This window comes from Serratia surfactantfaciens, from assembly GCF_001642805.2.
In the GTDB taxonomy this organism is placed as follows: Bacteria; Pseudomonadota; Gammaproteobacteria; order Enterobacterales; family Enterobacteriaceae; genus Serratia; species Serratia surfactantfaciens.
The window spans coordinates 1,718,534-1,740,264 of sequence record NZ_CP016948.1 but is presented as its reverse complement, the minus strand read 5'-3'; the positions used below and the strand labels follow the sequence as shown (position 1 = coordinate 1,740,264).

At 62.6% G+C, this 21,731-nt stretch carries 21 protein-coding genes; 14 read left to right on the top strand and 7 right to left on the bottom strand.

What is annotated here, in order from left to right:
• Positions 1-76: 76 nt before the first annotated feature.
• On the bottom strand, positions 77-2,278 hold the full coding sequence (gene dcp, locus ATE40_RS08340) for a peptidyl-dipeptidase Dcp (RefSeq protein WP_025159730.1): 2,202 nt from the start codon (positions 2,276-2,278) through the stop codon (positions 77-79).
• Between the two features lie 106 nt (positions 2,279-2,384).
• Positions 2,385-3,299, bottom strand: a complete 915-nt coding sequence (locus ATE40_RS08335) for a LysR family transcriptional regulator (RefSeq protein WP_063919617.1) — start codon at positions 3,297-3,299, stop codon at positions 2,385-2,387.
• A 103-nt stretch (positions 3,300-3,402) separates the two neighbouring features.
• Between ATE40_RS08335 and ATE40_RS08330 the strand changes: the two genes are divergently transcribed.
• Positions 3,403-4,566 carry an MFS transporter gene (locus ATE40_RS08330; protein WP_063919404.1) on the top strand — a complete coding sequence of 388 codons (1,164 nt, stop codon included), beginning with the start codon at positions 3,403-3,405 and terminating at the stop codon, positions 4,564-4,566.
• On the opposite strand, the gene guaD is transcribed toward ATE40_RS08330, so the two are convergent.
• Complete coding sequence (gene guaD, locus ATE40_RS08325; protein WP_063919403.1) at positions 4,551-5,867, bottom strand: guanine deaminase; 1,317 nt, start codon at positions 5,865-5,867, stop codon at positions 4,551-4,553. The genes ATE40_RS08330 and guaD overlap by 16 nt on opposite strands.
• Before the next feature lie 428 nt (positions 5,868-6,295).
• On the opposite strand from guaD, the gene fecI reads away from it, so the two are divergent.
• The 5 genes from fecI (at position 6,296) to ydfG (ending at position 11,818) form a co-directional block, all read left to right on the top strand.
• Complete coding sequence (fecI, locus tag ATE40_RS08320; protein WP_025159729.1) at positions 6,296-6,820, top strand: ferric citrate uptake sigma factor FecI; 525 nt, start codon at positions 6,296-6,298, stop codon at positions 6,818-6,820.
• Complete coding sequence (gene fecR / locus ATE40_RS08315; RefSeq protein ID WP_063919402.1) at positions 6,817-7,773, top strand: ferric citrate uptake sigma factor regulator FecR; 957 nt, start codon at positions 6,817-6,819, stop codon at positions 7,771-7,773. Before fecI ends, fecR begins: the two co-directional genes overlap by 4 nt.
• Before the next feature lie 113 nt (positions 7,774-7,886).
• On the top strand, positions 7,887-10,238 hold the full coding sequence (gene fecA, locus ATE40_RS08310) for a TonB-dependent Fe(3+) dicitrate receptor FecA (protein WP_019456365.1): 2,352 nt from the start codon (positions 7,887-7,889) through the stop codon (positions 10,236-10,238).
• Positions 10,239-10,437: 199 nt separating this feature from the next.
• Entirely contained in the window at positions 10,438-10,959 is a 522-nt protein-coding gene (locus ATE40_RS08305) for a GNAT family N-acetyltransferase (protein ID WP_019456504.1), read from the top strand.
• A gap of 109 nt (positions 10,960-11,068) precedes the next feature.
• Positions 11,069-11,818, top strand: coding sequence for a bifunctional NADP-dependent 3-hydroxy acid dehydrogenase/3-hydroxypropionate dehydrogenase YdfG (gene ydfG, locus ATE40_RS08300; protein WP_025159728.1), 750 nt, complete (start codon positions 11,069-11,071; stop codon positions 11,816-11,818).
• A gap of 36 nt (positions 11,819-11,854) precedes the next feature.
• Here ydfG and ATE40_RS08295 read toward each other — a convergent pair whose 3' ends face one another.
• Positions 11,855-12,181, bottom strand: a complete 327-nt coding sequence (locus ATE40_RS08295) for a YnfA family protein (RefSeq protein WP_004938563.1) — start codon at positions 12,179-12,181, stop codon at positions 11,855-11,857.
• 148 nt (positions 12,182-12,329) lie between these two features.
• On the opposite strand from ATE40_RS08295, the gene ATE40_RS08290 reads away from it, so the two are divergent.
• A complete protein-coding gene (locus tag ATE40_RS08290; RefSeq protein ID WP_019455910.1) occupies positions 12,330-12,698 on the top strand; it encodes a DUF1283 family protein in 369 nt (122 codons plus the stop codon).
• An 89-nt stretch (positions 12,699-12,787) separates the two neighbouring features.
• Positions 12,788-13,087: a DUF1161 domain-containing protein gene (locus ATE40_RS08285; protein WP_019455911.1), complete on the top strand. Its 300-nt coding sequence runs from the start codon at positions 12,788-12,790 to the stop codon at positions 13,085-13,087.
• Positions 13,088-13,136: 49 nt separating this feature from the next.
• Here the strand turns inward: ATE40_RS08285 and ATE40_RS08280 are convergent, their stop codons facing one another.
• Positions 13,137-14,624 (bottom strand): MDR family MFS transporter, encoded by a 1,488-nt coding sequence (locus ATE40_RS08280; RefSeq protein WP_063919401.1) that lies wholly within the window; start codon positions 14,622-14,624, stop codon positions 13,137-13,139.
• 504 nt (positions 14,625-15,128) lie between these two features.
• Between ATE40_RS08280 and ATE40_RS08275 the strand changes: the two genes are divergently transcribed.
• The 5 genes from ATE40_RS08275 to clcB all read left to right on the top strand — a co-directional run bounded on the left by ATE40_RS08275 (position 15,129) and on the right by clcB (position 19,990).
• Positions 15,129-15,845, top strand: coding sequence for an ABC transporter permease (locus tag ATE40_RS08275; RefSeq protein WP_019455913.1), 717 nt, complete (start codon positions 15,129-15,131; stop codon positions 15,843-15,845).
• Positions 15,846-15,909: 64 nt separating this feature from the next.
• A complete protein-coding gene (locus tag ATE40_RS08270) occupies positions 15,910-16,767 on the top strand; it encodes a glycine betaine ABC transporter substrate-binding protein (protein ID WP_230328935.1) in 858 nt (285 codons plus the stop codon).
• 9 nt (positions 16,768-16,776) lie between these two features.
• Positions 16,777-17,427: an osmoprotectant ABC transporter permease OsmW gene (gene osmW / locus ATE40_RS08265; RefSeq protein WP_063919400.1), complete on the top strand. Its 651-nt coding sequence runs from the start codon at positions 16,777-16,779 to the stop codon at positions 17,425-17,427.
• Positions 17,424-18,563, top strand: a complete 1,140-nt coding sequence (osmV, locus tag ATE40_RS08260; RefSeq protein ID WP_019455915.1) for an osmoprotectant ABC transporter ATP-binding protein OsmV — start codon at positions 17,424-17,426, stop codon at positions 18,561-18,563. The genes osmW and osmV overlap by 4 nt, the downstream gene beginning before the upstream one ends.
• A 125-nt stretch (positions 18,564-18,688) precedes the next feature.
• Complete coding sequence (gene clcB / locus ATE40_RS08255; RefSeq protein ID WP_063919399.1) at positions 18,689-19,990, top strand: voltage-gated ClC-type chloride channel ClcB; 1,302 nt, start codon at positions 18,689-18,691, stop codon at positions 19,988-19,990.
• Here clcB and ATE40_RS08250 read toward each other — a convergent pair.
• Positions 19,987-20,379 (bottom strand): helix-turn-helix domain-containing protein, encoded by a 393-nt coding sequence (locus tag ATE40_RS08250; RefSeq protein WP_049241177.1) that lies wholly within the window; start codon positions 20,377-20,379, stop codon positions 19,987-19,989. The two genes, clcB and ATE40_RS08250, sit on opposite strands and share 4 nt — an antisense overlap.
• Before the next feature lie 70 nt (positions 20,380-20,449).
• Here ATE40_RS08250 and ATE40_RS08245 point away from each other — a divergent pair, with 70 nt between their 5' ends.
• A complete protein-coding gene (locus ATE40_RS08245; protein ID WP_063919398.1) occupies positions 20,450-20,944 on the top strand; it encodes a DUF2938 domain-containing protein in 495 nt (164 codons plus the stop codon).
• A gap of 5 nt (positions 20,945-20,949) precedes the next feature.
• On the opposite strand, the gene bioD is transcribed toward ATE40_RS08245, so the two are convergent.
• A complete protein-coding gene (gene bioD / locus ATE40_RS08240; protein ID WP_019455919.1) occupies positions 20,950-21,618 on the bottom strand; it encodes a dethiobiotin synthase in 669 nt (222 codons plus the stop codon).
• Positions 21,619-21,731 lie beyond the last annotated feature (113 nt).

The window sequence follows — 21,731 nt, the reverse complement described above, 5'->3', positions numbered from 1 at the left end:
CTCTAACGCCTCGACGCCAAAAAAGACGAAGGGCGCATCACGCGCCCTTTTGTTGACTTACCGGGAATGGACGAACTTACTCGTCCTTCAGCCCGCGGTTGAGCAGCATCGGCTCGATGCTCGGCTCTTTGCCGCGCCAGTCGATGTACAGCTTCTCCAGATCCTGGCTGTTGCCGCGCGACAGGATCATGTCGCGGAAGCGCTGGCCGTTTTCGGCGGTCAGTCCGCCGTGTTCGGTGAACCACTGGAAGGCGTCGTCCGCCAGCATTTCCGTCCACAGATAGGCATAGTAGCCCGCGGCGTAGCCGTTACCCCAGATGTGCTGGAAGTAGCTGGAGCGGTAGCGCGGCGGCACATAGCTGAGATCCACCTTGTCTTTTTGCAGCGACTCGGCCTCGAACTTGTCCACGTCCTGCTGCGGCTGATCGGCGGTCAGCATGTGCCAGTGCATATCCAGCAGCGCGGCGGACAGCAGCTCGGTCATGCTGTAGCCCTTGTTGAACTTGTCGGCCTTCTTGATCTTGTCGACCAGTTCCTGCGGCATCGCCTCGCCGGTCTGGTAATGTTTGGCGAAGTGGCTGAACACTTTCGGATCGCTGACCCAGTGTTCGTTGAACTGCGACGGGAACTCGACGAAGTCGCGCGCGGTGTTGGTCCCCGACAGGCTCGGGTATTCCTGATCGGCGAACATGCCGTGCAGCGCGTGGCCGAACTCGTGGAACATGGTGATCACGTCGTCATACGACAGCAGCGCCGGCTGGCCCGGCGCCGGTTTGGTGAAGTTGGCCACGTTATAGATCACCGGCTTGGTGCCGTTGAGTTTCGACTGATCGACGAAGTTGCTCATCCAGGCGCCGCCGCCCTTGTTGTCGCGCTTGAAGTAATCGGTGTAGAACAGCGCCAGCGATTTGCCGTCCTTGTCGAACACTTCATACACCTTGACGTCCGGCTGGTAGACCGGGATGTCCTTGCGTTCTTTGAAGCTGATGCCGTACAGCAGGTTGGCGGCGTAGAACACGCCGTTGTTCAGCACGTTGTTCAGCTCGAAGTAAGGTTTGATCTGCGACTCGTCCAGATCGTACTTGGCCTTGCGCACCTGTTCGGCGTAGAACTGCCAGTCCCAGGCCTGCACCTTGAAGTCGCCCTTCTGCTGATCGATCACCGCCTGAATGTCTTTGGCTTCACGCTCGGCGCGCGCGGTGGCCGCCGGCACGATGTTGCGCATAAAGCTCAGCGCGGCATCCGGCGTCTTGGCCATCTGGTTTTGCAGCTTCCAGGCGGCGTAGTTCGGGTAGCCCAGCAGTTTGGCCTGCTCGGCGCGCACCTTGGCCAGACGGGAAATGGTCTGGCGGGTATCGTTGCCGTCGCCTTTTTCCGCACGCGTCCAGGAGGCGTCGAACAGCGCTTTACGGGTGTCGCGATCTTTCAGGCTCTGCAGCAGCGGCTGCTGCGTGGTGTTCTGCAGCACCAACAGCCACTGTTTCTCCAGCTTGCGCTCGGCGGCCGCCTGCGCGGCTGCGGCCAGCTCGCCTTCCGACAGGCCGTCCAGCTTCGCCGGGTCGGTTATCGCCAGCGCGCCGTTTTTGCTCGCCGCCAGCAGTTTGTTGGTGAACTGGGTGCTCAGCGTCGCCGCTTCCTGGTTCAGCGCTTTCAGCTTGGCCTTGTCGGCGTCCGACAGGTTGGCGCCCGCCAGCTCGAAGTTTTTGTAGGTCACTTCCACCAGCCGACGCGACTCCGGATCCAGCTTCAGCGCATCGCGATCCTGATAAATGGCCTTGATGCGCGCGAACAGCTTGCCGTTGAGCATGATGTCGTCGTTCAGCGCCGCCAGCTTCGGCGAAGTCTCTTCATCCAGCTTCTGCAGCGCATCGCTGGTGTTGGCCGAGGTCATGGCGCCGAACACGTTCATTACCCGCGTCAGCAGCGAACCGGCCTGCTCCAGCGCCACGAAGGTGTTCTTGAAGTTGGGCTTAGCCGGGTTGTTGGCGATCTTCTCCACCTCTTCCCGCTTTTGCTTGATGCCCGCTGCGATCGCCGGCGCGTAGTCGCTTTCCTTGATCAGGTTGAACGGCGGTGCCTGGAACGGCAGACGGCTTTGATAGAAGAACGGATTTTGAGTCTTTTGCTGGTCGTGATGATTGGCTTCACCGGTCACGGTAGCCTCCTTCGCCTGGCCGCTGGGCAGCGCGCTATGGTCGGCGTGTGGTTGGGTTTCTGCTGCCTGTGCCTGCGAGCCCAGCGCCATGCCGATCGCCAGCACCAATGTGGATAAACGCATCAAATCGAAACTCCTCCATGTTCACGGAATAAGGTCTCGGGGAATGGCTCCCTCTGAGTCACCACCTAGCTTAGGCGCAGTTGGCAGTTTGAGCAAAAACAAGTGATTAGAAGTTAGTCGCCTCGCCAACCTGCTGTATCAGGAACGTCAGCAGCGCACGCGTTTTGGCCGGCAGATAGCGGCGGCCGGGGTAAACGGCATACAGCTGCAGCGGCGCCGGCGGCAACGCCAGCGGTATCTCAACCAAACGTCCGTCGGCCAGAAACGGCCGGCAGCCGAGCTCGGAGAGCATGGCGAAGCCCACGCCGGCCAGGGCGGCCTTCAGCGCCATCTCCCCGCTATTGACGCGATAACGCGCATTGACCGGTACGGTAACGAAGGTTCCGTCCGGGTGAACGAACTGCCACGGCCTCCCCTTCAGCGCATCCACCGTGCTGATACAGGGCAATTGCGTGAATTGTTCAATCTTCGACGTCGGCGGCCACTGCGCCAACAGCGCCGGAGCGGCTACCACGATGCAGGGAAAGGTCGCCAGCGGCTGCGCGACATAGTCGCTGTCGTCCAGCATGCCACGGCTGATCATGACCGCCAGATCGACATCGTCCAGCAGCGACGCCATCCCCGCCAGATTGGTGACGCAGCTGATTTCGATCTGCGGATGCTGCACGGCGAAGGCCGCTAACGGATCGCCCAACAGGTAGGGCCCCACTTCATTGGGCACGCACAGACGCAGCGGCCCACGCAGCTGTTGCTGCCGTTCGCTGAGCGTTTGCGCGGTATGATCGAGCGACGCCAGCAGCGGCTGTGTCCGCTCATGCAATAGCTGGCCGTTCGGCGTCAACCGCATTGAGCGGGTGCTGCGTTCGATTAATCGCTGGTCGAGCTGGCGCTCCAGCTGCGAGATAGCGCGGCTGACGTTAGAGGTCGGCATGGCCAGCGCCCGAGCGGCCCCGACGAAACTGCCTTGTTCCACCACCGCCACAAAAATGCGTAACAGGTTTAAATCCAATTTGGCGCGCATGATTATCCCGATTTTGATAATAAACCTTGCCATTTCTACCACCTAATCCTGGTAAACGCCAAACGCTACACTGCCGGCCTGATTCTGCAACCGATGGATGCTTATGTCCCCGACAAGAAAGCTTACGGCGATCGCGCTGGTTATCACCTTTATTCAGTTCACCAACGCCCTGGAATACATGGTTTTCAACCCGATATTCCTCTATATGGCCGCCGATTTTTCGGTGCCCGTCAGCTTCGCCGGCTATGTCAGCGCGGCCTATACGCTGGCCGCGGTAATTTCCGGCATCGGCGCGTTTTTCTGGATCGGCGGCGTTGAGAAGCAGCGTTTTCTGCTGTTCAACGTCGCGCTGCTGGGCGTGACGACCTTAGTGATCGCCGCCACTCAGCAGTTCTATTGGCTGCTGGCGCTGCGGCTGTTGGCCGGTCTGTTGGGCGGCACCACGATGGGCGTCGGGATCGGCTTGCTGCTCAACGCCGCGCCGGCTGCGCTGCACGGCCGGATGCTGGCGACGGTGATTTCGTCCTTTTCGCTGGTGAGCATTGTCGGCATGCCGGGCATGCTGTACCTGTGCGAGGTGGCGAGCTGGCGCGTTGCGCTGGTGGCGATCGGTGGGCTGTGTCTGCTGGCGGCGGTGTTGGTGGCGCTGTTCGTTCCCAGGGATGCGCCGCAGCCGCAGGCCGCCGCCCCCGCCACGCTCGATCGCCGTTTGTTGCTGTTCGCCTCCGCCGCCGGCCTGACACAGTTCAGCCCGATGCTGCTGATTCCGGTACTGGCGCCGCTGCTTACCCAGCGGCTACAGGTGGCCGACGCGCATTTGGCCTGGCTGTTTCTCATCGGCGGCGTGGCCGGCTATCTGGCGACCGTGCTGGCGGGACGCTGGCTGCAACGTTTTGGCGCCGTGACGCTGACGCTGGGTGCCACGCTGTTGCTGTTGGGTAGCCTGTGGTTGGCGGCGTGCGGTGGCGATCGCGGCGAACTGTTCATGATTGCGTTTCTCGCGGCGGCCTACGCGCGACTGGTGGCGATCTCTTCCCTGAGCATGCGCTGGCCGGACCATCAGCAACGCGCGGCCTTCGGCGTGCTGCAAACCGCCCTGATACACCTGAGCGCCACGGCGGCCTTTTTGCTCTCCCCCGCGTTGCTCGGCAGCGGCTTCACCCCGCTCGGTTTGCAACGTCTGTTATGGCTGTGCGCGCTGAGCGCCGTCGTCGCCGCGCCGCTCAGCGTTTGGCTGCAGGCGCGGCTGCGTCAGCGCGCCGCCTGATAAACCACCTTACCGTCCACATAGGTGCGATAAATGTTGCGATCGTCCCCCAGCGTCATCAGCACGAACCCTTGTTCCGCCGACGTGGCGCTGTTGGCGCAGCGCAACTGCTGCAGCGGCGTCACCGCCGGATCGAGCACCACGAAATCCGCCTCTTTGCCGACGTTGAAGTTGCCGATTTTGTCGTCCAGCGACAGCGCGCGGGCGCCGCCCAGGGTGGCATGGTAGAACGCCTCTAAAGCAGAGAGCCGGTAATGCTGCAGCTGGCCGACCTTGTACGCCTCGCCCAGCGTGCGCAGCATGTTAAAGGTGGTGCCTGCCCCCACGTCGGTGCCGATGCCGAGCTTCACCCGCTTGCGCCAGGCCTGCTGCAGGTCGAACAGCCCGCTGCCGAGGAACAGGTTGGAGGTGGGGCAAAAGGCGATCGCCGAGCGGGTATTGCACAGGCAGTCCCACTCCTGTTCCTCCAGATGCAGGCAGTGGGCGAACACGCTTTTATCGCCAGTCATGCCATAACGATGGTAAACATCCAGATAGCTCCGGTGCTGCGGGAACAGCGCTTTAACCCAGGCCACTTCCTGCGGGTTCTCGCTCAGGTGCGTTTGCAGCCAGACGTCGGGATACTCTTCGCGCAGCCGCTGAACCTGCGCCAGCAGCGCCGGCGTACTGGTGGGCGCAAAGCGCGGCGTAATGGCGTAACCGAGGCGGCCTTTGCCGTGCCAACGTTCAATCAGCTCACGCGTCTGGCGGTAACTCTGCTCCGGCGTTTCCAGCAGCGCCTCCGGCGCATGGCGATCCATCATCACCTTACCGGCGATCAGGCGCATGTTCAGCGTTTGCGCCTGGCCGAACAAGGCGTCGACCGACTGTGGATGCACCGTGCCGAACACCAACGCGGTGGTGGTGCCGTTACTCAGCAACTGCTGCAGAAAGAAGGCCGACATCTCGTCGGCGTGCCGTTGGCAGTCGTAACGGCTTTCGGTCGGGAAGGTGTAATTGTTTAACCAGCCCAACAGCTGGTCGCCATAGGCACCGATCATTTCGGTTTGCGGGTAGTGGATGTGGGTATCGATAAATCCCGGCACGATCAGTTTGTCGCGATATTCCGTGACCGCGAAGCCCGGCGGCAGCAGCGCCTCGCCCTGCTGCCAGCTGCCGAACCAGACGATGACGTCGTCGTTCAGCAGCAGCAAACCGTCGGGAACATGCCGCAGGCGTTCGTCGAGCTGTTGCGGCTCCTCCACACAGGCGGAGATATCAAAAAAATTGCCACGAATAGCCGTGGTGAATTGCAGTGCCATTATTTTCTTCCTTGTCGCGACCGGCGCGCCTCACCCGCGTAATAACCCACGCAGATGAAACAATGCCTTTTGTTACCCAAACGCTAAGACCGGCTTAAGCATAGCAAGCCGTATGCCAGTTGACGGCGCCAAAATACATTATTGTTAAAAAACAAAATGATATTAATTAATCAAGGGGAATTGACCGGCAAAAAAGAATAAAGCAAACCATCGATCCTCTCCGGCAGATCAATAGCAACCGTTTGCCTGCCAAAATAACACCGCGCCGCTGCACCATGAATGGGCAAGCGAATATCTTCACGGCGCACGGCTTATTTCAACGCCGCGCCTGGGGGTTGAATCTCGGCCTGAGGACAACGGCCAAACTTGAAACGATAACCATTCTCAATTATCATCCGCGCATCTTTTTGACCAGCAATGCGAAAATCATGTCCGCCACCGCTTCTGCCCCGCACACCGCGCTATCGCGCCTCTACGCCACCCATCACGCCTGGTTGCAGGGATGGCTGCGCCGACGGCTGGGCTGCGCGTTCGATGCGGACGACGTGGCGCAAGATACCTTCATGCGCCTGCTGAAAAGCGACGCCGCGGCGACCCTGCGCGAACCGAAAGACTTTCTGGTTACCGTCGCCAAGCGGGTGATGGTCGATCTGTTCCGCCGCAGAACGCTGGAGCGCGCTTATCTGGAGATGCTGGCGCTGATCCCGGAAGGCTACGCCCCGTCGCCGGAGCAGCGCCAGAGCCTGCTGGAAAGCCTGCAGCAGATCGACGCCATGCTCGACGGCCTCGGGCCCAAGGTGAAGCAGGCCTTTCTGTTGTCGCAACTCGAAGGCCTGGGCTATGCGGACATCGCCGCGCGCCTCGGCGTGTCGGTCAGCTCGGTTAAAAAATACATGGCCAAGGCCACCGAACACTGCCTGTTGTTCAGCCTGGAAAACGACGTTTTCTCATGAGCAACGCCATCACCCCGGAGCAGCGCCAGGCGCTGAAAATGGCCGCACACTGGTACGCCCTGCTGTGCGATGAGCACGTCACCGAACGCCAGCGCCAACAGTGGCAAGCCTGGCACCAGCAGCATGACGATCACCGCTGGGCATGGCGGCGCGTCGAAGCGTTGCAGAGCCAGCTGCAGGGCGTGCCGGGCAAGTTCAGCTACCGCGCGCTCGATCGCGCCGGCCGCCAATCGGCGATCGACCGCCGCACGCTGCTGAAAAGCCTGCTGCTGTTGCTCGGCGTGGGCGGTGGCGGCTTCTTTTATCAGTCCCCGCTCGGCCGGGAGCTGCGTGCCGACTACCGCACCGCCACCGGCGAAATCAAACCCATTGTATTAAGCGACGGCACCCAGCTGGTGCTGAATACCGCCAGCGCGGTCGATGTGCATTACGACGATCGCCAACGGTTGATCCGCCTGCACGCCGGGGAAATCAGCCTGATCACCGGACGCGACGCCCGGCCGCTGTGGGTGCAAAGCCCGCAGGGGGCGATGCGCGCGCTCGGCACCCGCTTTTTGGTGCGCGAGAGCGGCGGCGAGACGCGTCTGACGGTGCTGGAGCATGCGGTTGAAGCGCAGTTGGCGCAGGACGCGCGGCAAACGCGCCGGGTGGATGCCGGCGAACAGATCAGCTTCAGCGCCACGGCCTTCGGCGACAAACACCCCGCCGCGCAAGAGGACGGCTGGCTGCGCGGCGTGCTGAGCGTCAGCCAGTGGCGGCTGGAGCGGGTGATCGCCGAACTGGCGCGCTACCGGCGCGGCCATCTGAGCTGCGATCCGGCCGTTGCCGGCCTGCGCGTCAGCGGCAGTTTCCCACTCAACGATACCGATCGCGCTCTCGCCCTGCTCAGCCAGACGCTGCCGATACGTCTGCAGAGCTTTACCCGCTATTGGCTGCAGATCGTCCCCGCCTGAACTTTTTAAATGAAAATGATAAAAAATCGCATTTTTGATTGTCCCTTTTGCCTTGCTCATCCGACTCCCAGGAAAACACTGCAGCAATAAATAAAAATGATTCAGGAGAAGGTATGAACAACGCTTGGGGAAAGGTCGCTCCGGCTTCGCTTTGGGGAAAACGGGCCAAACCGCTGGCCGTGGCCATTGGCCTGGCATTCGCCGCACCGCTGATGGCGAGCGCCGCCAGCGCCGCGGCCACCTATCACATTCCAGCCGGTGAGCTGGACGGCGCGCTGAACGCTTTCGCCGCTCGCGCCGGCATCGCGCTTTCGGTAGACGGCGCGTTAACCGCCGGTAAACGTTCGCCTGGCCTGAACGGCAGCTACGGCGTCGACGACGGCCTGAATGCCCTGCTGGCGGGCAGCGGCCTGCAGGCCCGAGCGCTCGGCAACAACGGCTACACGCTGGCCAAACTGCCGCAGCCGCAGAAAGAAGAAGACATCACCGTGGTCGGCGACTGGCTGGCGGAAGGCCGCCAGATCGATGTATTCGAACATCCCGGCGCGCGCGACGTGGTGCGCCGCGAAGAGTTCGCCAAAACCGGCACCACCACCGTGCGCGAAGCGTTAAACCGCGTACCGGGCGTGGTGGCGCCGGAGAACAACGGCACCGGCAGCCACGATATGGCGCTGAACTTCGGCATTCGCGGCCTCAACCCGCGCCTCGCCAGCCGCTCCACCGTGCTGATGGACGGCATCCCGGTGCCCTTCGCCCCTTACGGCCAGCCGCAGCTGTCGCTGGCGCCGGTCTCGCTCGGCAATATGGATGCGATTGACGTGGTGCGCGGCGGCGGCGCGGTGCGCTACGGGCCGCAGAGCGTCGGCGGCGTCGTCAACTTCGTCACCCGTGCCATCCCGAAAACCTTCGGCATGGAGGCCGGCATGCAGGGGCAGCTCAGCCCGACCTCGCGCCAGGATCACCCGAAAGGCACCGGTAACCTGATGATCGGCGGCACCGCCGACAACGGCCTCGGCGCGGCGCTGCTCTACTCCGGCACCCGCGGCAGCGACTGGCGCGAGCACAGCGCGACCAAAATCGACGACGTGATGCTGAAAAGCCGTTACGCGCCGAACGAGGTGCACACCTTCAACAGCCTGCTGCAATACTACGAAGGCGAAGCGGAGATGCCGGGCGGCCTGAGCCGGGCGGACTACAACGCCAACCCGTTCCAGTCGACGCGCCCGTACGACAAGTTCTGGGGCCGCCGCCAGTTGGCCAACTTCGGCTACCAGTATCAGCCGGATCAGCAGCACAAGTTCGACGTGCAGAGCTTCTACACCTACACCCTGCGCAGCGGCTATCTGGATCAGGGTAAAAACCTGACGCTGTCGCCACGCGAATACTGGGTGCGCGGCGTGGAACCGCGCTACAGCCAGAGTTTCCGCTGGGGCGATTCGGCGCACGAGGTCGGCGTCGGTTATCGCTACGTCAGCGAATCCACCCACGAGCTGCGCTACTACACTAAAGCCAGCACCGGCAAGCTGCCGTCCACCGCCAGCCCGTACGATCGCGACACCCAGTCCGGCACCGAGGCGCACGCGTTTTATATCGACGATCGCATCGACATCGGCGACTGGACCATCACGCCGGGCATGCGCTACGAATACATCAAGTCGTATCAGAACAACTACATCAAGAACAACCGCCTCGACGTCAGCTATAACGCGCCGCTGCCGGCGTTGAACGTGATGTATCACCTGAACGAATACTGGAACCTGTACGCCAACACCGAAGGCTCCTTCGGCACCGTGCAATATAGCCAGATGGGCAAAGCGGTGGACAGCGGCAAGATCGAACCGGAGAAGGCGCGCACCTGGGAGCTGGGCACCCGCTACGCCGGAGATGCGCTGACCGGCGAAATCGGGCTGTTCCTGATCAACTTCAACAACCAGTACGACTCCAACCAGGTGACCGACAGCGTGACCGCGCGCGGCAAAACCCGCCACGCCGGGCTGGAAGGCAGCCTGCGTTACGATCTGTCGCAGCTGACGCCGAAACTGGACGACCTGACCGCCTACGCCAGCTACGCCTACGTCAACGCCACCATTCGTGAAGACGGCGGTTACAAGGGCAACCAGGTGCCGTTCTCGCCGAAGCATAAAGGCACGCTGGGGCTGGACTACACGCCAGGCAGCTGGGCGTTTAACCTTAACGGCGAATTCCAATCCAGCCAGTTCGCCGACAACGCCAACACCGTGGCGGAAAGCGCCGACGGCAGCACCGGCCGCATCCCCGGCTATATGCTGTGGGGCGTGCGCGCCGCCTATGATTTCGGCCCGGAAATGGCCGGCCTGAATCTGGGCGTCGGCGTGAAAAACCTGTTCAACCACGAGTATTTCACCCGCGCCTATGACGACAACAACAAAGGTCTGTACGTCGGCCAACCACGCACGATCTATCTGCAAGGTTCGGTGAAGTTCTGACCCTCAGCGGCGGGCGGCCAACCCTGCCCGCCGCTTTCCCCACCAACGTGACGACGTCACGAAATGCCGCGCTTGCGCACCGCCGCAGCGGTGAAAAATAAGTCGCTTCTGACGCCAATACGCGTAATATCGACGATCCGCCCCGATTTATGGGCGCGGATTTTTTGCCGTTCTGGCCTGAAAAGCGAGGGAAAATAACATGAATCACAATGACCTTTCTCAGTGCCGCGTGGACACCGACCGTTTGTTGATTGCCCCCTTTACCGCAGCAGACGCCGACGATGTTTACCAGGCGATCACCCCCACTCTGACGCGCTTTATGACCTTTGAACCGGAAGCGTCGCCGGAAGACTTCGCCAACGTCTGGCAAAGCTGGCTGCCGCTGATGCGCGAAGGCGAAGAAGTGATCTTCGTCGCCCGCCGGCGCGAAGACCGGCAGTTCGTCGGCGTCGGCGGCGCGCACAACCTGCGCAGCCACACCCCGGAGCTGGGTATCTGGGTGAAAGAGGGCCTGCATGGCCAGGGCTACGGCCGTGAAATCGTGCAGGGTATCGCGCGCTGGGCCAGCGAGCGCTTTCAGCCGCCGCACTTTCTCTACCCGGTGGCCGAGCAGAATACCGCCAGCCGCCGCCTCGTCGAGTCGTTGGGCGGCGTGCTGGCCGGCCGCTGCGAACGCATCAAGTATGACGCGGTGGTGTACCACCTGCCGCCTCAACGCTGATCGGCCCGGTTTGCTTTTTTTCTTTCCGCCACGATAACCGCTGCCACTGCCTGCGGCTTTGTGCTAATGATAGAGGCATGTAGGGTAAAAACAGTTGAGGAACAGCAACATGATTATTTTTGTTACCGGCGCCACCTCCGGTTTCGGCGAGGCGATCGCACGCCGTTTTATCCGTGAAGGCCATCGGGTGATCGCCGCCGGGCGCCGCCTTGAGCGTCTCGAAGAGCTGCAGGAAGAACTGGGCGAAGCGCTGCACATCGTGCGGCTCGACGTGCGCAACCGCGCCGCCATTCAGCAGGCGATCGAAGCGCTGCCGGTCGAACTGCGCCAGATTGACGTGCTGGTGAACAACGCCGGGCTGGCGCTGGGGCTGGAGCCGGCGCACAAGGCCAACGCCGATGACTGGGAAACCATGATCGACACCAACGCCAAAGGGCTGGTGAACATGACCCGCGCGCTGCTGCCCGCCATGGTCGAGCGCAACGTCGGCCATGTGATCAACATCGGCTCCACCGCCGCCAACTGGCCTTACGCCGGCGGCAACGTGTACGGCGCCACCAAGGCGTTCGTCAAGCAGTTCAGCCTGGGCCTGCGCGCCGATCTGCACGGCACGCGCATCCGCGTGACCGATATCGAGCCCGGCCTGGTGGGCGGTACCGAGTTCTCCAACGTGCGCTTCAAGGGTGATGACGGCAAGGTCAACAAAACCTACGAAGGCGCCGATGCGCTGACGCCGGAAGACATCGCCGAGTCGGTGTTCTGGGTCGCGACATTGCCGGCGCGCGTCAACATCAACACGCTGGAAATGATGCCGGTCAGCCAGTCCTTCGCCGGGCTGAACATCCACCGCGGCGCCTGAGCCGCGACGGCGGGAGGCGACTCCCGCCGCGTTTCCTCAGGCCGCGCGCCAGCCGGAAACGATAATCAGCATGCCCGCTAGCGCCACGCCGGCGCCGACCCAATCCAGCGCAGACAGCTTCACGCCATCCACCACCCGCAGCCACAGCAGCGCCGTCGCCACATACACGCCGCCGTAGGCCGCATAGACCCGCCCGCTGGCCGCCGGATGCAGCGTCAACAGCCAGACGAACAGCATCAGGCTCAATGCCGCCGGCAGCAGCAGCCAGGCGCTACCCTGCTTCTTCAGCCACAGATAAGGCAGGAAACAGCCGATAATTTCAGCCAGGGCGGTCGCAAAAAACAACAGCGTAGTTTTTAACATCGGTCGCAGTTTTCTCTCGGTAAATTAAACGAATCGGCGCTTGGCTGGTGAATTCCAGGAGCGCGGTGGTATATTTGTCACCACGCCTGCGGGCGAGGTAACGCCAGTGTCGCCATCATCAGGCGCACTCACTCATAAGGATGAAACGATGAAAACATTTTCGACCCAACGACTGCTGCGCGGGATGCTGCCGGTCGCCATGCTGGCCGTAATGGGCGCCTGGCAGGCGCCGGCGCTGGCCGCCACCTGCACTCAGGGCAGCACCTGCGTCACCGTCGATGGCAAAGGCAGCGGCGCGATGAGCACCGAAGAAGCGCGCCAGAGCAAAGAGCAGTGGAATGATACCAAAACCCTGCGCCACAAGGTTAATACCCGCGTCGAGAAAGAGTTCGACAAGGCCGACCGCGCGGCGGATGACGAAGATCGCTGCAACGACAGCAACAACGTTAACGCCTACTGGGAGCCGGATACCCGTAAATGTCTGGATCGCCAGACCGGGCGTCGGATTAATCCTTAATCCCCCTGCGGCGGGCGGGCGAGCGTGAAACCCGGCCGCCGTTGCTGCTATCCTGTTACAGGAAGTCCATTGTCTAAAAGGATGACGTGATGAAAAAAACGCTGATATTAACCGCTGTGCTGCTGGCCGGCGCGCCATTGGCGGCCCTGGCCTCCTGCGAAAGCGTGAAAGCCGACATTTCGCAAAAAATCGTCAATAACGGCGTTCCGGAGTCCGGCTTCAAACTGGAGATCGTGCCAAACGATCAGGCCGATCAAGCGGGCGGCCAGGTGGTTGGGCACTGCGAAAACGACACCCAGAAGATCGTTTATACCCGCCTGAACAACGGCGACGATCGCGGTGACGCGGCGCAGACCGGCACCAGCCAGGATACCTCCAACACGCAGTAAGCCGCACCGGCTACCCAGGGCGCGCTGCAGCAGCGCCCTTTCTCATCCCTTACGCCTGCTCCGCCTCTTCTTCTTCGCCCTGCGGCCGACAACGGGCCGGGATCAGCATCGCCGCCGCCAGCGCCAGCAACGACACCAACGCCGACACCAGGAACACCCAATGCAGCGAAGCCGCCACTTGCTGGGTCAACTGCGCCAGCGCCTCGCCCCCCATGCTGTGCCGCACCGCCGGCTCCATCAGCCGCTGCACCGGATCGTCGATCTGCGGCAAACGCCACTGCAGGTTGAGGTTCAGCGTCGCACCCAGAATGGCGGTGCCGATGGCCGATCCCACCATGCGGGTAAACACCGTACAGGCGGTGGCGATGCCACGAATGCTGTAATGGGCCGCGTTCTGCACCGAAACCAGAAACGTGGTATTGCACAGCCCCATGCCGGCGCCGACCATAAACGCCGCCACCCGGCCCCACAGCAGGCCGCCGTCCGGCTGCAGCATCAGCAGGATCAGGCCGCCCGCCACCAGCAGCAGCGCGCCTAACAGCGCCGTGGCGCGATACGAAGTCATCAGCATCAAACGGCCGCTCAGCGTGCTGGCCAGCGGCCAGCCGATCGACATCAAGGCCAGCGTGGTGCCCGCTTCCAGCGGTGAGCCGCCCATCACGCCCTGAATGAAGGTGGGCAGAAAGGCGCTGATGCCCATCATCGCCGCGCCGATCACCAGCCCGCCGATGTTGCCGGCGACGATCACCCGGCTTTGCCACAGCGCCAGCGGGAACAGCGGTTCGACCGCGCGCCGCTCCTGACGGATCAGCAGCGCCAGCGACACCGCCGCCAGCGCCAGCAGCGGCACCACCCACCATCCCAGGCTTTCCATCTGCAACAGCGCCAGCAGCAACGCGGAAACGAACAGCGTCAGCCAGGCGGTGCCGGCCAGATCCAGCGCGTGCCGGCGCAATTGCTGATGCGCCGGCAGATAGCGCCAAAGGAAGAACATCGCCAACAGGCCGATCGGCAGGTTGACCCAGAACACCAGCGCCCACGGCAGGTGCTGCACGATAAACGCCCCCAACAGCGGGCCGATGATCGCCGACACGCCCCATACGCTCGACAGATATCCCATCACTTTCGGCCGCTCGGTGGCGCTGTAGATGTCGCCGATGATGGTGGAAGCGATCGGCATGATGGCGCCGGCCCCCAGCCCCTGCAATAAACGGAAACCGATCAGCCAATACATGTCCGGGGCGAAACCGCACAGCACCGACCCCAGCAGGAACAGCGTGGCGCCGAAGAAGAACACCCGCTTGCGGCCGTAGAGATCCGCCAACCGCCCGTAGATGGGGATGGTGATCGCCTGCGACAGCAAATAGACCGCGAACACCCAGCCCAGCAACGAGAAGCCGCCGAGATCGCCGATGATGGTCGGCATGGCGGTGGCGACGATGGTGGCTTCGATCGCCGACATGAACATCGCCAGCATACAGGCGATCAGGATCAGCGGGCGGTGGGCGATAGGTGCGGGTGAAACGTTATTTGTCATGGCGTTATGCAGGCTTCCTGGCGTTTTTATTTTCCCTGAGTATATCAGCAAGCGCCTGCGGCAGGTTTATCCGCCCTCACATCCTGCCGCTGCCGCCGGCGAATCGCACCATTTGGACTAATTGTTACGGCGTAACGCTTTGCGGCGGATTTTTTTTACTTTCCGCGCATCCCAGCGCTGACGCGGGCTGAGGCGCAGATCCGCCTAAGCTCAATCAACTGATTTTGTTCATAAAACTTGGCATGGCCAACGACAGGGTGCTATACCTTCCCTAGCCGGGGTCATTGGGCTTCGTGCTTTCTCTAGTTTAAATATCAGTATCTTATGCTGATTAACTCACGTATTGAGCCACCGTTCAGCACGCTATGCCGAACACACCCTTCGCTCAATGTCGCTAACCTCATGCGAAACGCCCGTTTTGTACCGCCACGCCCGCCGGGCAGTGGGTAACAATCAGAGTGGAGTGCGCCGCCGGCCGCTCCGCGCAACGGAGGACGCAACATCATGCATAAGTCCGCGCCATACCGGCGCCTGCTCTTCGGGAGCCTGCTGTTTATCGCCGTCATCGCGCTGCTGATTTACGGCATCGGTTGGAAAACCCTCATGTCGCGCCGGGAAGATTTGATCTACCTCGGCCAACAGCACATGTTCCTGGTGGTGTGTTCCATGCTGCTGTCGCTGCTGGTCGGCATTCCCAGCGGCATTTTGCTGAGCCGCCCCTTCGCCCGCCGCTGGGCGGAACACGTGATGCAGATCTTCAACGTCGGCAACACCCTGCCGCCGCTGGCGGTGCTAGCGCTGGCGATGGTGATCATCGGCATCGGCGATCGGCCGGCGGTAGTGGCGCTGTTCCTCGCTTCGCTGCTGCCCATCGTGCGCAATACCTATGCCGGTCTGCGTTCGGTGCCGCCGGCGCTGACAGAGGCCGCCAACGGTATTGGCATGACCGCCGGGCAGCGGTTGCGCCAGGTCGAACTGCCCCACGCCCTGCCGGTGATCTTCGCCGGGGTGCGCATCGCGATGGCGATCAACGTCGGCACCGCGCCGCTGGCGTTTTTGATCGGCGCCAGCAGCTATGGTGAGCTGATCTTCCCCGGCATCTACCTGAACGACTTCCCGACGCTGATCCTCGGCGCCGCCGCCACCGCGCTGATCGCCCTGCTACTCGATCTGGCGCTGGCCGGGCTCGGCCGCCGACTCAGCCCGCACACCGCATCCTGAAGGGAGAGACGCGATGACTCGATGGTTACAACGCACTTGCCACGCGCTGCTGTTCTCCTTGCTGATGAGCGGCGCGGCCGCCTGGGCCGCCCCCTTGACGCTGGCGAGCAAGAACTTCACCGAACAGCGCATTCTGTCGGCGATCACCGTGCAATACCTGCGGGCCAAGGGATTTCAGGTCATACCCAAGACCAACCTGGCCACGGTGATCACCCGCAACGCCATGATCAACAAGCAGATCGACATGACCTGGGAATACACCGGCACCTCGCTGATCATCTTTAACCACATCAATAAGCGCATGTCGCCGCAGGAAACCTACGACACGGTGAAAAAACTCGACGCCAAACTCGGTCTGGTGTGGCTGCAGCCGGCGGACATGAACAACACCTACGCCTTCGCCATGCAGCGCCAGCGCGCGGAAAAAGAGCAGATCCGCACGATGTCGCAGCTGGTGGCCAAAGTGGAACAGGTGCGCAAAAACGACCCGAAACACAACTGGCTACTGGGACTGGACCTGGAGTTTGCCGGCCGCTCCGACGGCCTGAAGCCGATGCAGGCGCTGTACGACATGCCACTGGATCGCCCGCAAATCCGCCAGATGGATCCGGGCCTGGTGTACAACGCCATCCGCGACGGCTTCGTCGACGCCGGGCTGGTGTACACCACTGACGGCCGGGTGAAAGGCTTCGATCTGCAGGTGCTCGAAGACGACAAAGGCTACTTCCCGAGCTATGCGGTCACGCCGGTGGTGCGCGCCGAGGTGTTGCAAAACACGCCGGGGCTGGAAGAGGCGTTGAACACGCTGTCGAAACAGTTCAATAACCAGGTGATCACCGAGCTTAACGCCAGGGTGGATATCGACTACCAGACGCCGCAACAGGTCGCCGACGCGTTCCTCAAGCAGCGCGGCCTGATTTAGGGAGGCATGATGAATACTTTACTTTACGCCTGGCAAAACTGGGCCTATGTCGCCGGATTGACGCTGGAACACCTGCTGCTGGTCGGCGTCGCCGTCGGCCTGGCGATCCTGATCGGCGTGCCGCTCGGCGTGCTGATCGTCCGCCACAAGTGGCTGGCGACGCCGGTGCTGAGCCTGGCCACGCTGGTGCTGACCGTGCCCTCCATCGCCCTGTTCGGGCTGATGATCCCGCTGTTTTCCTTAATCGGTCACGGCATTGGCTATGTGCCAGCGATCACCGCCGTATTTCTCTACTCGCTGCTGCCGATCGTGCGCAATACCCACACCGCGCTCGACAACCTGCCCGGCGGGCTGCGCGAGGCCGGCCGCGGCATCGGCATGACGTTCTGGCAACGCCTGCGCTGGGTGGAGATCCCGGTGGCGCTGCCGGTGATTTTCGGCGGCATCCGCACCGCCGTGGTGATGAACATCGGCGTGATGGCGATCGCCGCGGTGATCGGTGCCGGCGGCCTCGGCCTGCTGCTGCTCAACGGCATCAGCAGCAGTGACATCCGCCAGTTGATTACCGGCGCCGTGATGATCAGCCTGTTGGCGATCGTCCTCGATTGGTTATTGCACCGTTTGCAAATTGCGCTCACGCCCAAGGGGATCCGCTCATGATTAAATTGGAAAATCTGACCAAACAGTTCATGCAAAAGAACGGCACGCCGTTCAACGCCGTCGACAACATCAATCTGGACGTGCCGGAAGGCGAAATCTGCGTGCTGCTCGGCCCTTCCGGCTGCGGCAAAACCACCACGCTGAAGATGATCAACCGCCTGATCGAACCTACCGCCGGCGCCATTCTGGTCAATGGCGAAGACACCAGCACGCTGGATACCGTCAGCCTGCGCCGCAAAATCGGCTACGTCATCCAGCAGATCGGTTTGTTTCCCAACATGACCATCGAGGAAAACATCACCGTGGTGCCGCGCATGCTGGGCTGGGACAAGAAACGCTGCCACGATCGCGCCGAGGAGCTGATGAGCATGGTGGCGCTGGATCCGAAGCGCTTTTTGCACCGCTACCCGAAAGAGATGTCGGGCGGGCAGCAGCAGCGCATCGGCGTGATCCGCGCGCTGGCAGCCGATCCGCCGGTGCTGCTGATGGATGAACCCTTCGGCGCGGTGGATCCGATCAACCGCGAAACCATCCAGAACGAGTTTCTCGACATGCAGCGCCAGCTGAAAAAGACCGTGATGCTGGTGAGCCACGACATCGATGAGGCGCTGAAACTTGGCGATCGCATCGCGGTGTTCCGCCAGGGCAAGATCGTGCAGAACGCCAGCGCCGATGAGCTGTTGGCGCGGCCGGCGAACGAATTCGTCGCCTCCTTTGTCGGCCAGGATCGTACGCTGAAGCGCCTGCTGCTGGTACAGGCCGGCGACGTGGCCGATCAACAGGAAACGGTGACGGTGCGCCGGGAAACGCCGCTGGCGGAGGCATTCGGGCTGATGGACGATATCGACGCCCGCTCGGTGACGGTGGTCGACGCCGACGGCAAACCGTTGGGCTATGTCAAACGCCGCGAGGCGCGCGGCGCGCCGGGCGTCTGCGCCGACAGCCTGCACCGTTTTCGCGTCACCGCCAGAGCGGAGGAAAACCTGCGCGTGGTGCTGTCGAAGCTGTACGAGCACAACACCTCCTGGATGCCGATCGTCGATGAAGACGGCCGCTACAGCGGCGAAATCTCGCAGGATTACATCGCCGACTACCTCAGCTCCGGCCGTACGCGCCGGGTGCTGACCCCGCAGTAACCCGCGCCGGGGCGCCCGCCGCCCCGCCCATGCCGCAGTTTGATAAAGATTCACTGGTCATCGGCCGGAGCGCCAAGCACAATGCGCTGATGACCCTTTGATTTTTCTCACGACGCCGCCCACGCATGAAAAGATTGGTCCACTTGCACCACTATCGCGCCCTGCTGCGCAGCCTGTTTATCGCCGTGTTTATCGGCGTCGCCGCCGCCCTGGCGGTGTGGCTGTTTCACCGTTCGATGATTGGCCTCGAGTGGCTGTTGCTCGGCAATGCCGACGGCAGCCTGGTGGCCGCCGCCGCTGCGCTGCCGGGCTGGCGGCGCGCGCTGACCCCGGCGCTGGGCGGGCTGGCGGCGGGCCTGCTGCTATATATCCACCAGCGCTACCGTCACCAGCGCCCGGCGGCGCCCACCGACTATATGGAAGCGATAGAGACCGGCAACGGCAAGCTGGACACCGGCGCCAGCCTGGTGAAATGCCTGGCGTCGCTGCTGGTGGTGTCGAGCGGCAGCGCCATCGGCCGCGAAGGCGCGATGATCCTGCTGGCGGCGCTGGTGGGCTCGCTGTTCGCCCAGCGCTTTACACACGAGAAAGAGTGGAAACTGTGGGTGGCCTGCGCCGCCGCCGCCGGGATGGCCAGCGCCTACCATGCGCCGCTGGCGGGCAGCCTGTTTATCGCCGAGATCCTGTTCGGCACCCTGATGCTGGCCTCGCTCGGGCCAGTGGTGATCGCCGCGGTGAGCGCGCTGCTGATGACCAACCTGCTCAACGGCGGCCAGGCGCCGCTCTATCTGGTGACGCCGCTCGCCGCCCCCTTGCCGACGCAATACCTGCTGATGGCGCTGGTCGGCGTGGTGGCCGGCGCCGGCGGGCCGCTGTTTTTATGGCTGATGACCGCCACCGGCCGCGCCTTCCGATCGCTGCGCCTGAAACCGCCGTTGCAGCTGGCGCTGGGTGGCCTGATCGTCGGGCTGCTTTCGCTGCTGTTCCCGCAGGTGTGGGGCAATGGCTATAGCGTGGTGCAGGCGCTGTTGATCGCGCCGCCGGGGGTGTTGCTGCTGGGCGCGATCCTGGTGTGCAAATTGCTGGCGATCCTCGCCAGCAGCGGTTCAGGCGCGCCCGGCGGGGTCTTCACCCCGACGCTGTTCGTCGGCGCCGCGCTCGGTTCGATGATCGGCCAGCTGTTCGGCCTGTGGCCGGGCATGGATGCGGCGGTGCCGCTGCTGCTGGCGCTGACCGGCATGGCCACCCTGCTGGCCGCCACCACCCATGCGCCGATCATGGCGGCGCTGATGGTGTTTGAAATGACCGGCGAATACGCGCTGCTGCCCGGCATTTTGCTGGCCTGCGTGATCGCCACCACCGTGTCGCGCGGTCTGCGGCCGGTATCGGTCTACCACACCGCGCCGCCGCCCAAACGCGAGGCTTAAAACTCGCCCTGCTGCAGCAACTTCCTGAACTGCGGGCACTGCAGGTGCTCCGGTTCAGGGCAATCGACCATGTGCTGCAAACCGGCGCGCACCTGCCCCAAACGCCGCAGGGTGCGATCCAGTTCTTCAATCCGCGCCGCCAGCAGCCGGCGATCGAGGGCGATGCGCCCGCGCTCGTCAAACAGCGAGGCGATCTCATCCAGCGTAAATCCCGCCAACCGCCCGAGAGCGATCAGTTTCAGTTGATCCAGCACGCCGGCGGCATATTGGCGGCGTAAACCGTTGCGGCCTATCGACGCGATCAGCCCCTTTTTCTCGTAATGCCGCAGTGCCGAGGGCGCGATGCCGCTCAAACGCGCCACCTCGCCAATATCCAGTTCTTTTTCCATTGACTTGAAGTCGACTTTAAGTTGCACACTGTGCGCACATTACACCATGAGTGACTTTAAGGACACGAAAATGACGACAGAAATTTTACTGATGATTGTGCTGACCGGAGTGGGCGCCACGCTGTGCACCGACCTGTGGGCCATCGTGCAAAAGCGCGTGCTGGGCATCCCGCCCCTTAACTACGCGCTGGTTGGCCGCTGGTTTATCGGCCTGTTCGACGGCCGGTTTTATCACGCGCCGATCATGGCGTCGCCGGTGCGGCGAGGAGAAAAAGCGACAGGATGGTTGCTGCACTATGCGATCGGCGTAGCCTTCGCCTTTATCCCGCTCGGTTTGGCGGGCATCGGTTGGTACGCCGCACCGGCGCCGCTGGTCGCACTGTTGAGCGGCTGGCTGAGCCTGGCGGCGCCTTTCTTCGTGATGCAGCCGGCGCTGGGCTTTGGCGTGGCGGCGGCGAATACCCCCAACCCGACGCGTAGCCGCATCATCAGCCTGCTGGTGCATACGATTTACGGCCTGGGGCTGTTTGTCTCCGCCCGTCTGTTGGCCCCTTTGCTGGCCTGACCGCGCTAGCGCAGCAGCGTGGAGATGTCGAGATAGTGCGCCAGTTCGCGCTGCTCCGCGCGCGGCAGATACGGGATCTCACCCAGCAGCGGCGCAGGTATGCGCTGCTGCAGCGCCGCGATGGTTTCGGCATAGTGCGCCAGCCCCGGATTGATGCGGTTGGCCACCCAGCCCAACAACGGCAGGCCGTCGTTGATGATCGACTGAGCGGTCAACAACGCATGGCTGACGCAGCCCAGTTTGATGCCCACTACCAGCACCACCGGCAGTTGCTCCTGCACCACCCACTCGGCGTAAGGCCGCAGATCGTTCATCAGCACCCGCCAGCCGCCGCTGCCCTCCACCACTACCGTATCGGCTTTGGCCGACAGATCCCGCAGGCCGCTGCTCATCACGCCGTAGTTGATGTCCTCGCTCGCATGGGCGTGAAACACCTCATCCAGACAGGTGATGGGATTGATCTCCTCGTAAGACAGCGGCAGGCTGGAGGATGCCTGCAATACCAAAGCGTCTTTATTGCGGATGCCCTCGCTGGTTTCCTGGCAACGTGCGGCGATCGGCTTATAGCCGGCCACCGAACGGCCGTTGGCGGCCAGCGCCTGCATCAACCCGCGTGAAACCACGGTTTTACCGACGTCGGTATCCGTGCCTGTAACAAATAAACGCTTCAACATGAATAAAATGCCCCGGAATGCCCCGTTAACAATGTGTCGCCGCATCGGCGGCGAGGAAGTCTATCGGAAAAATTCTAGGGGATGCTGCCGCGTAGGGGCTTGAGGTAGCTCAA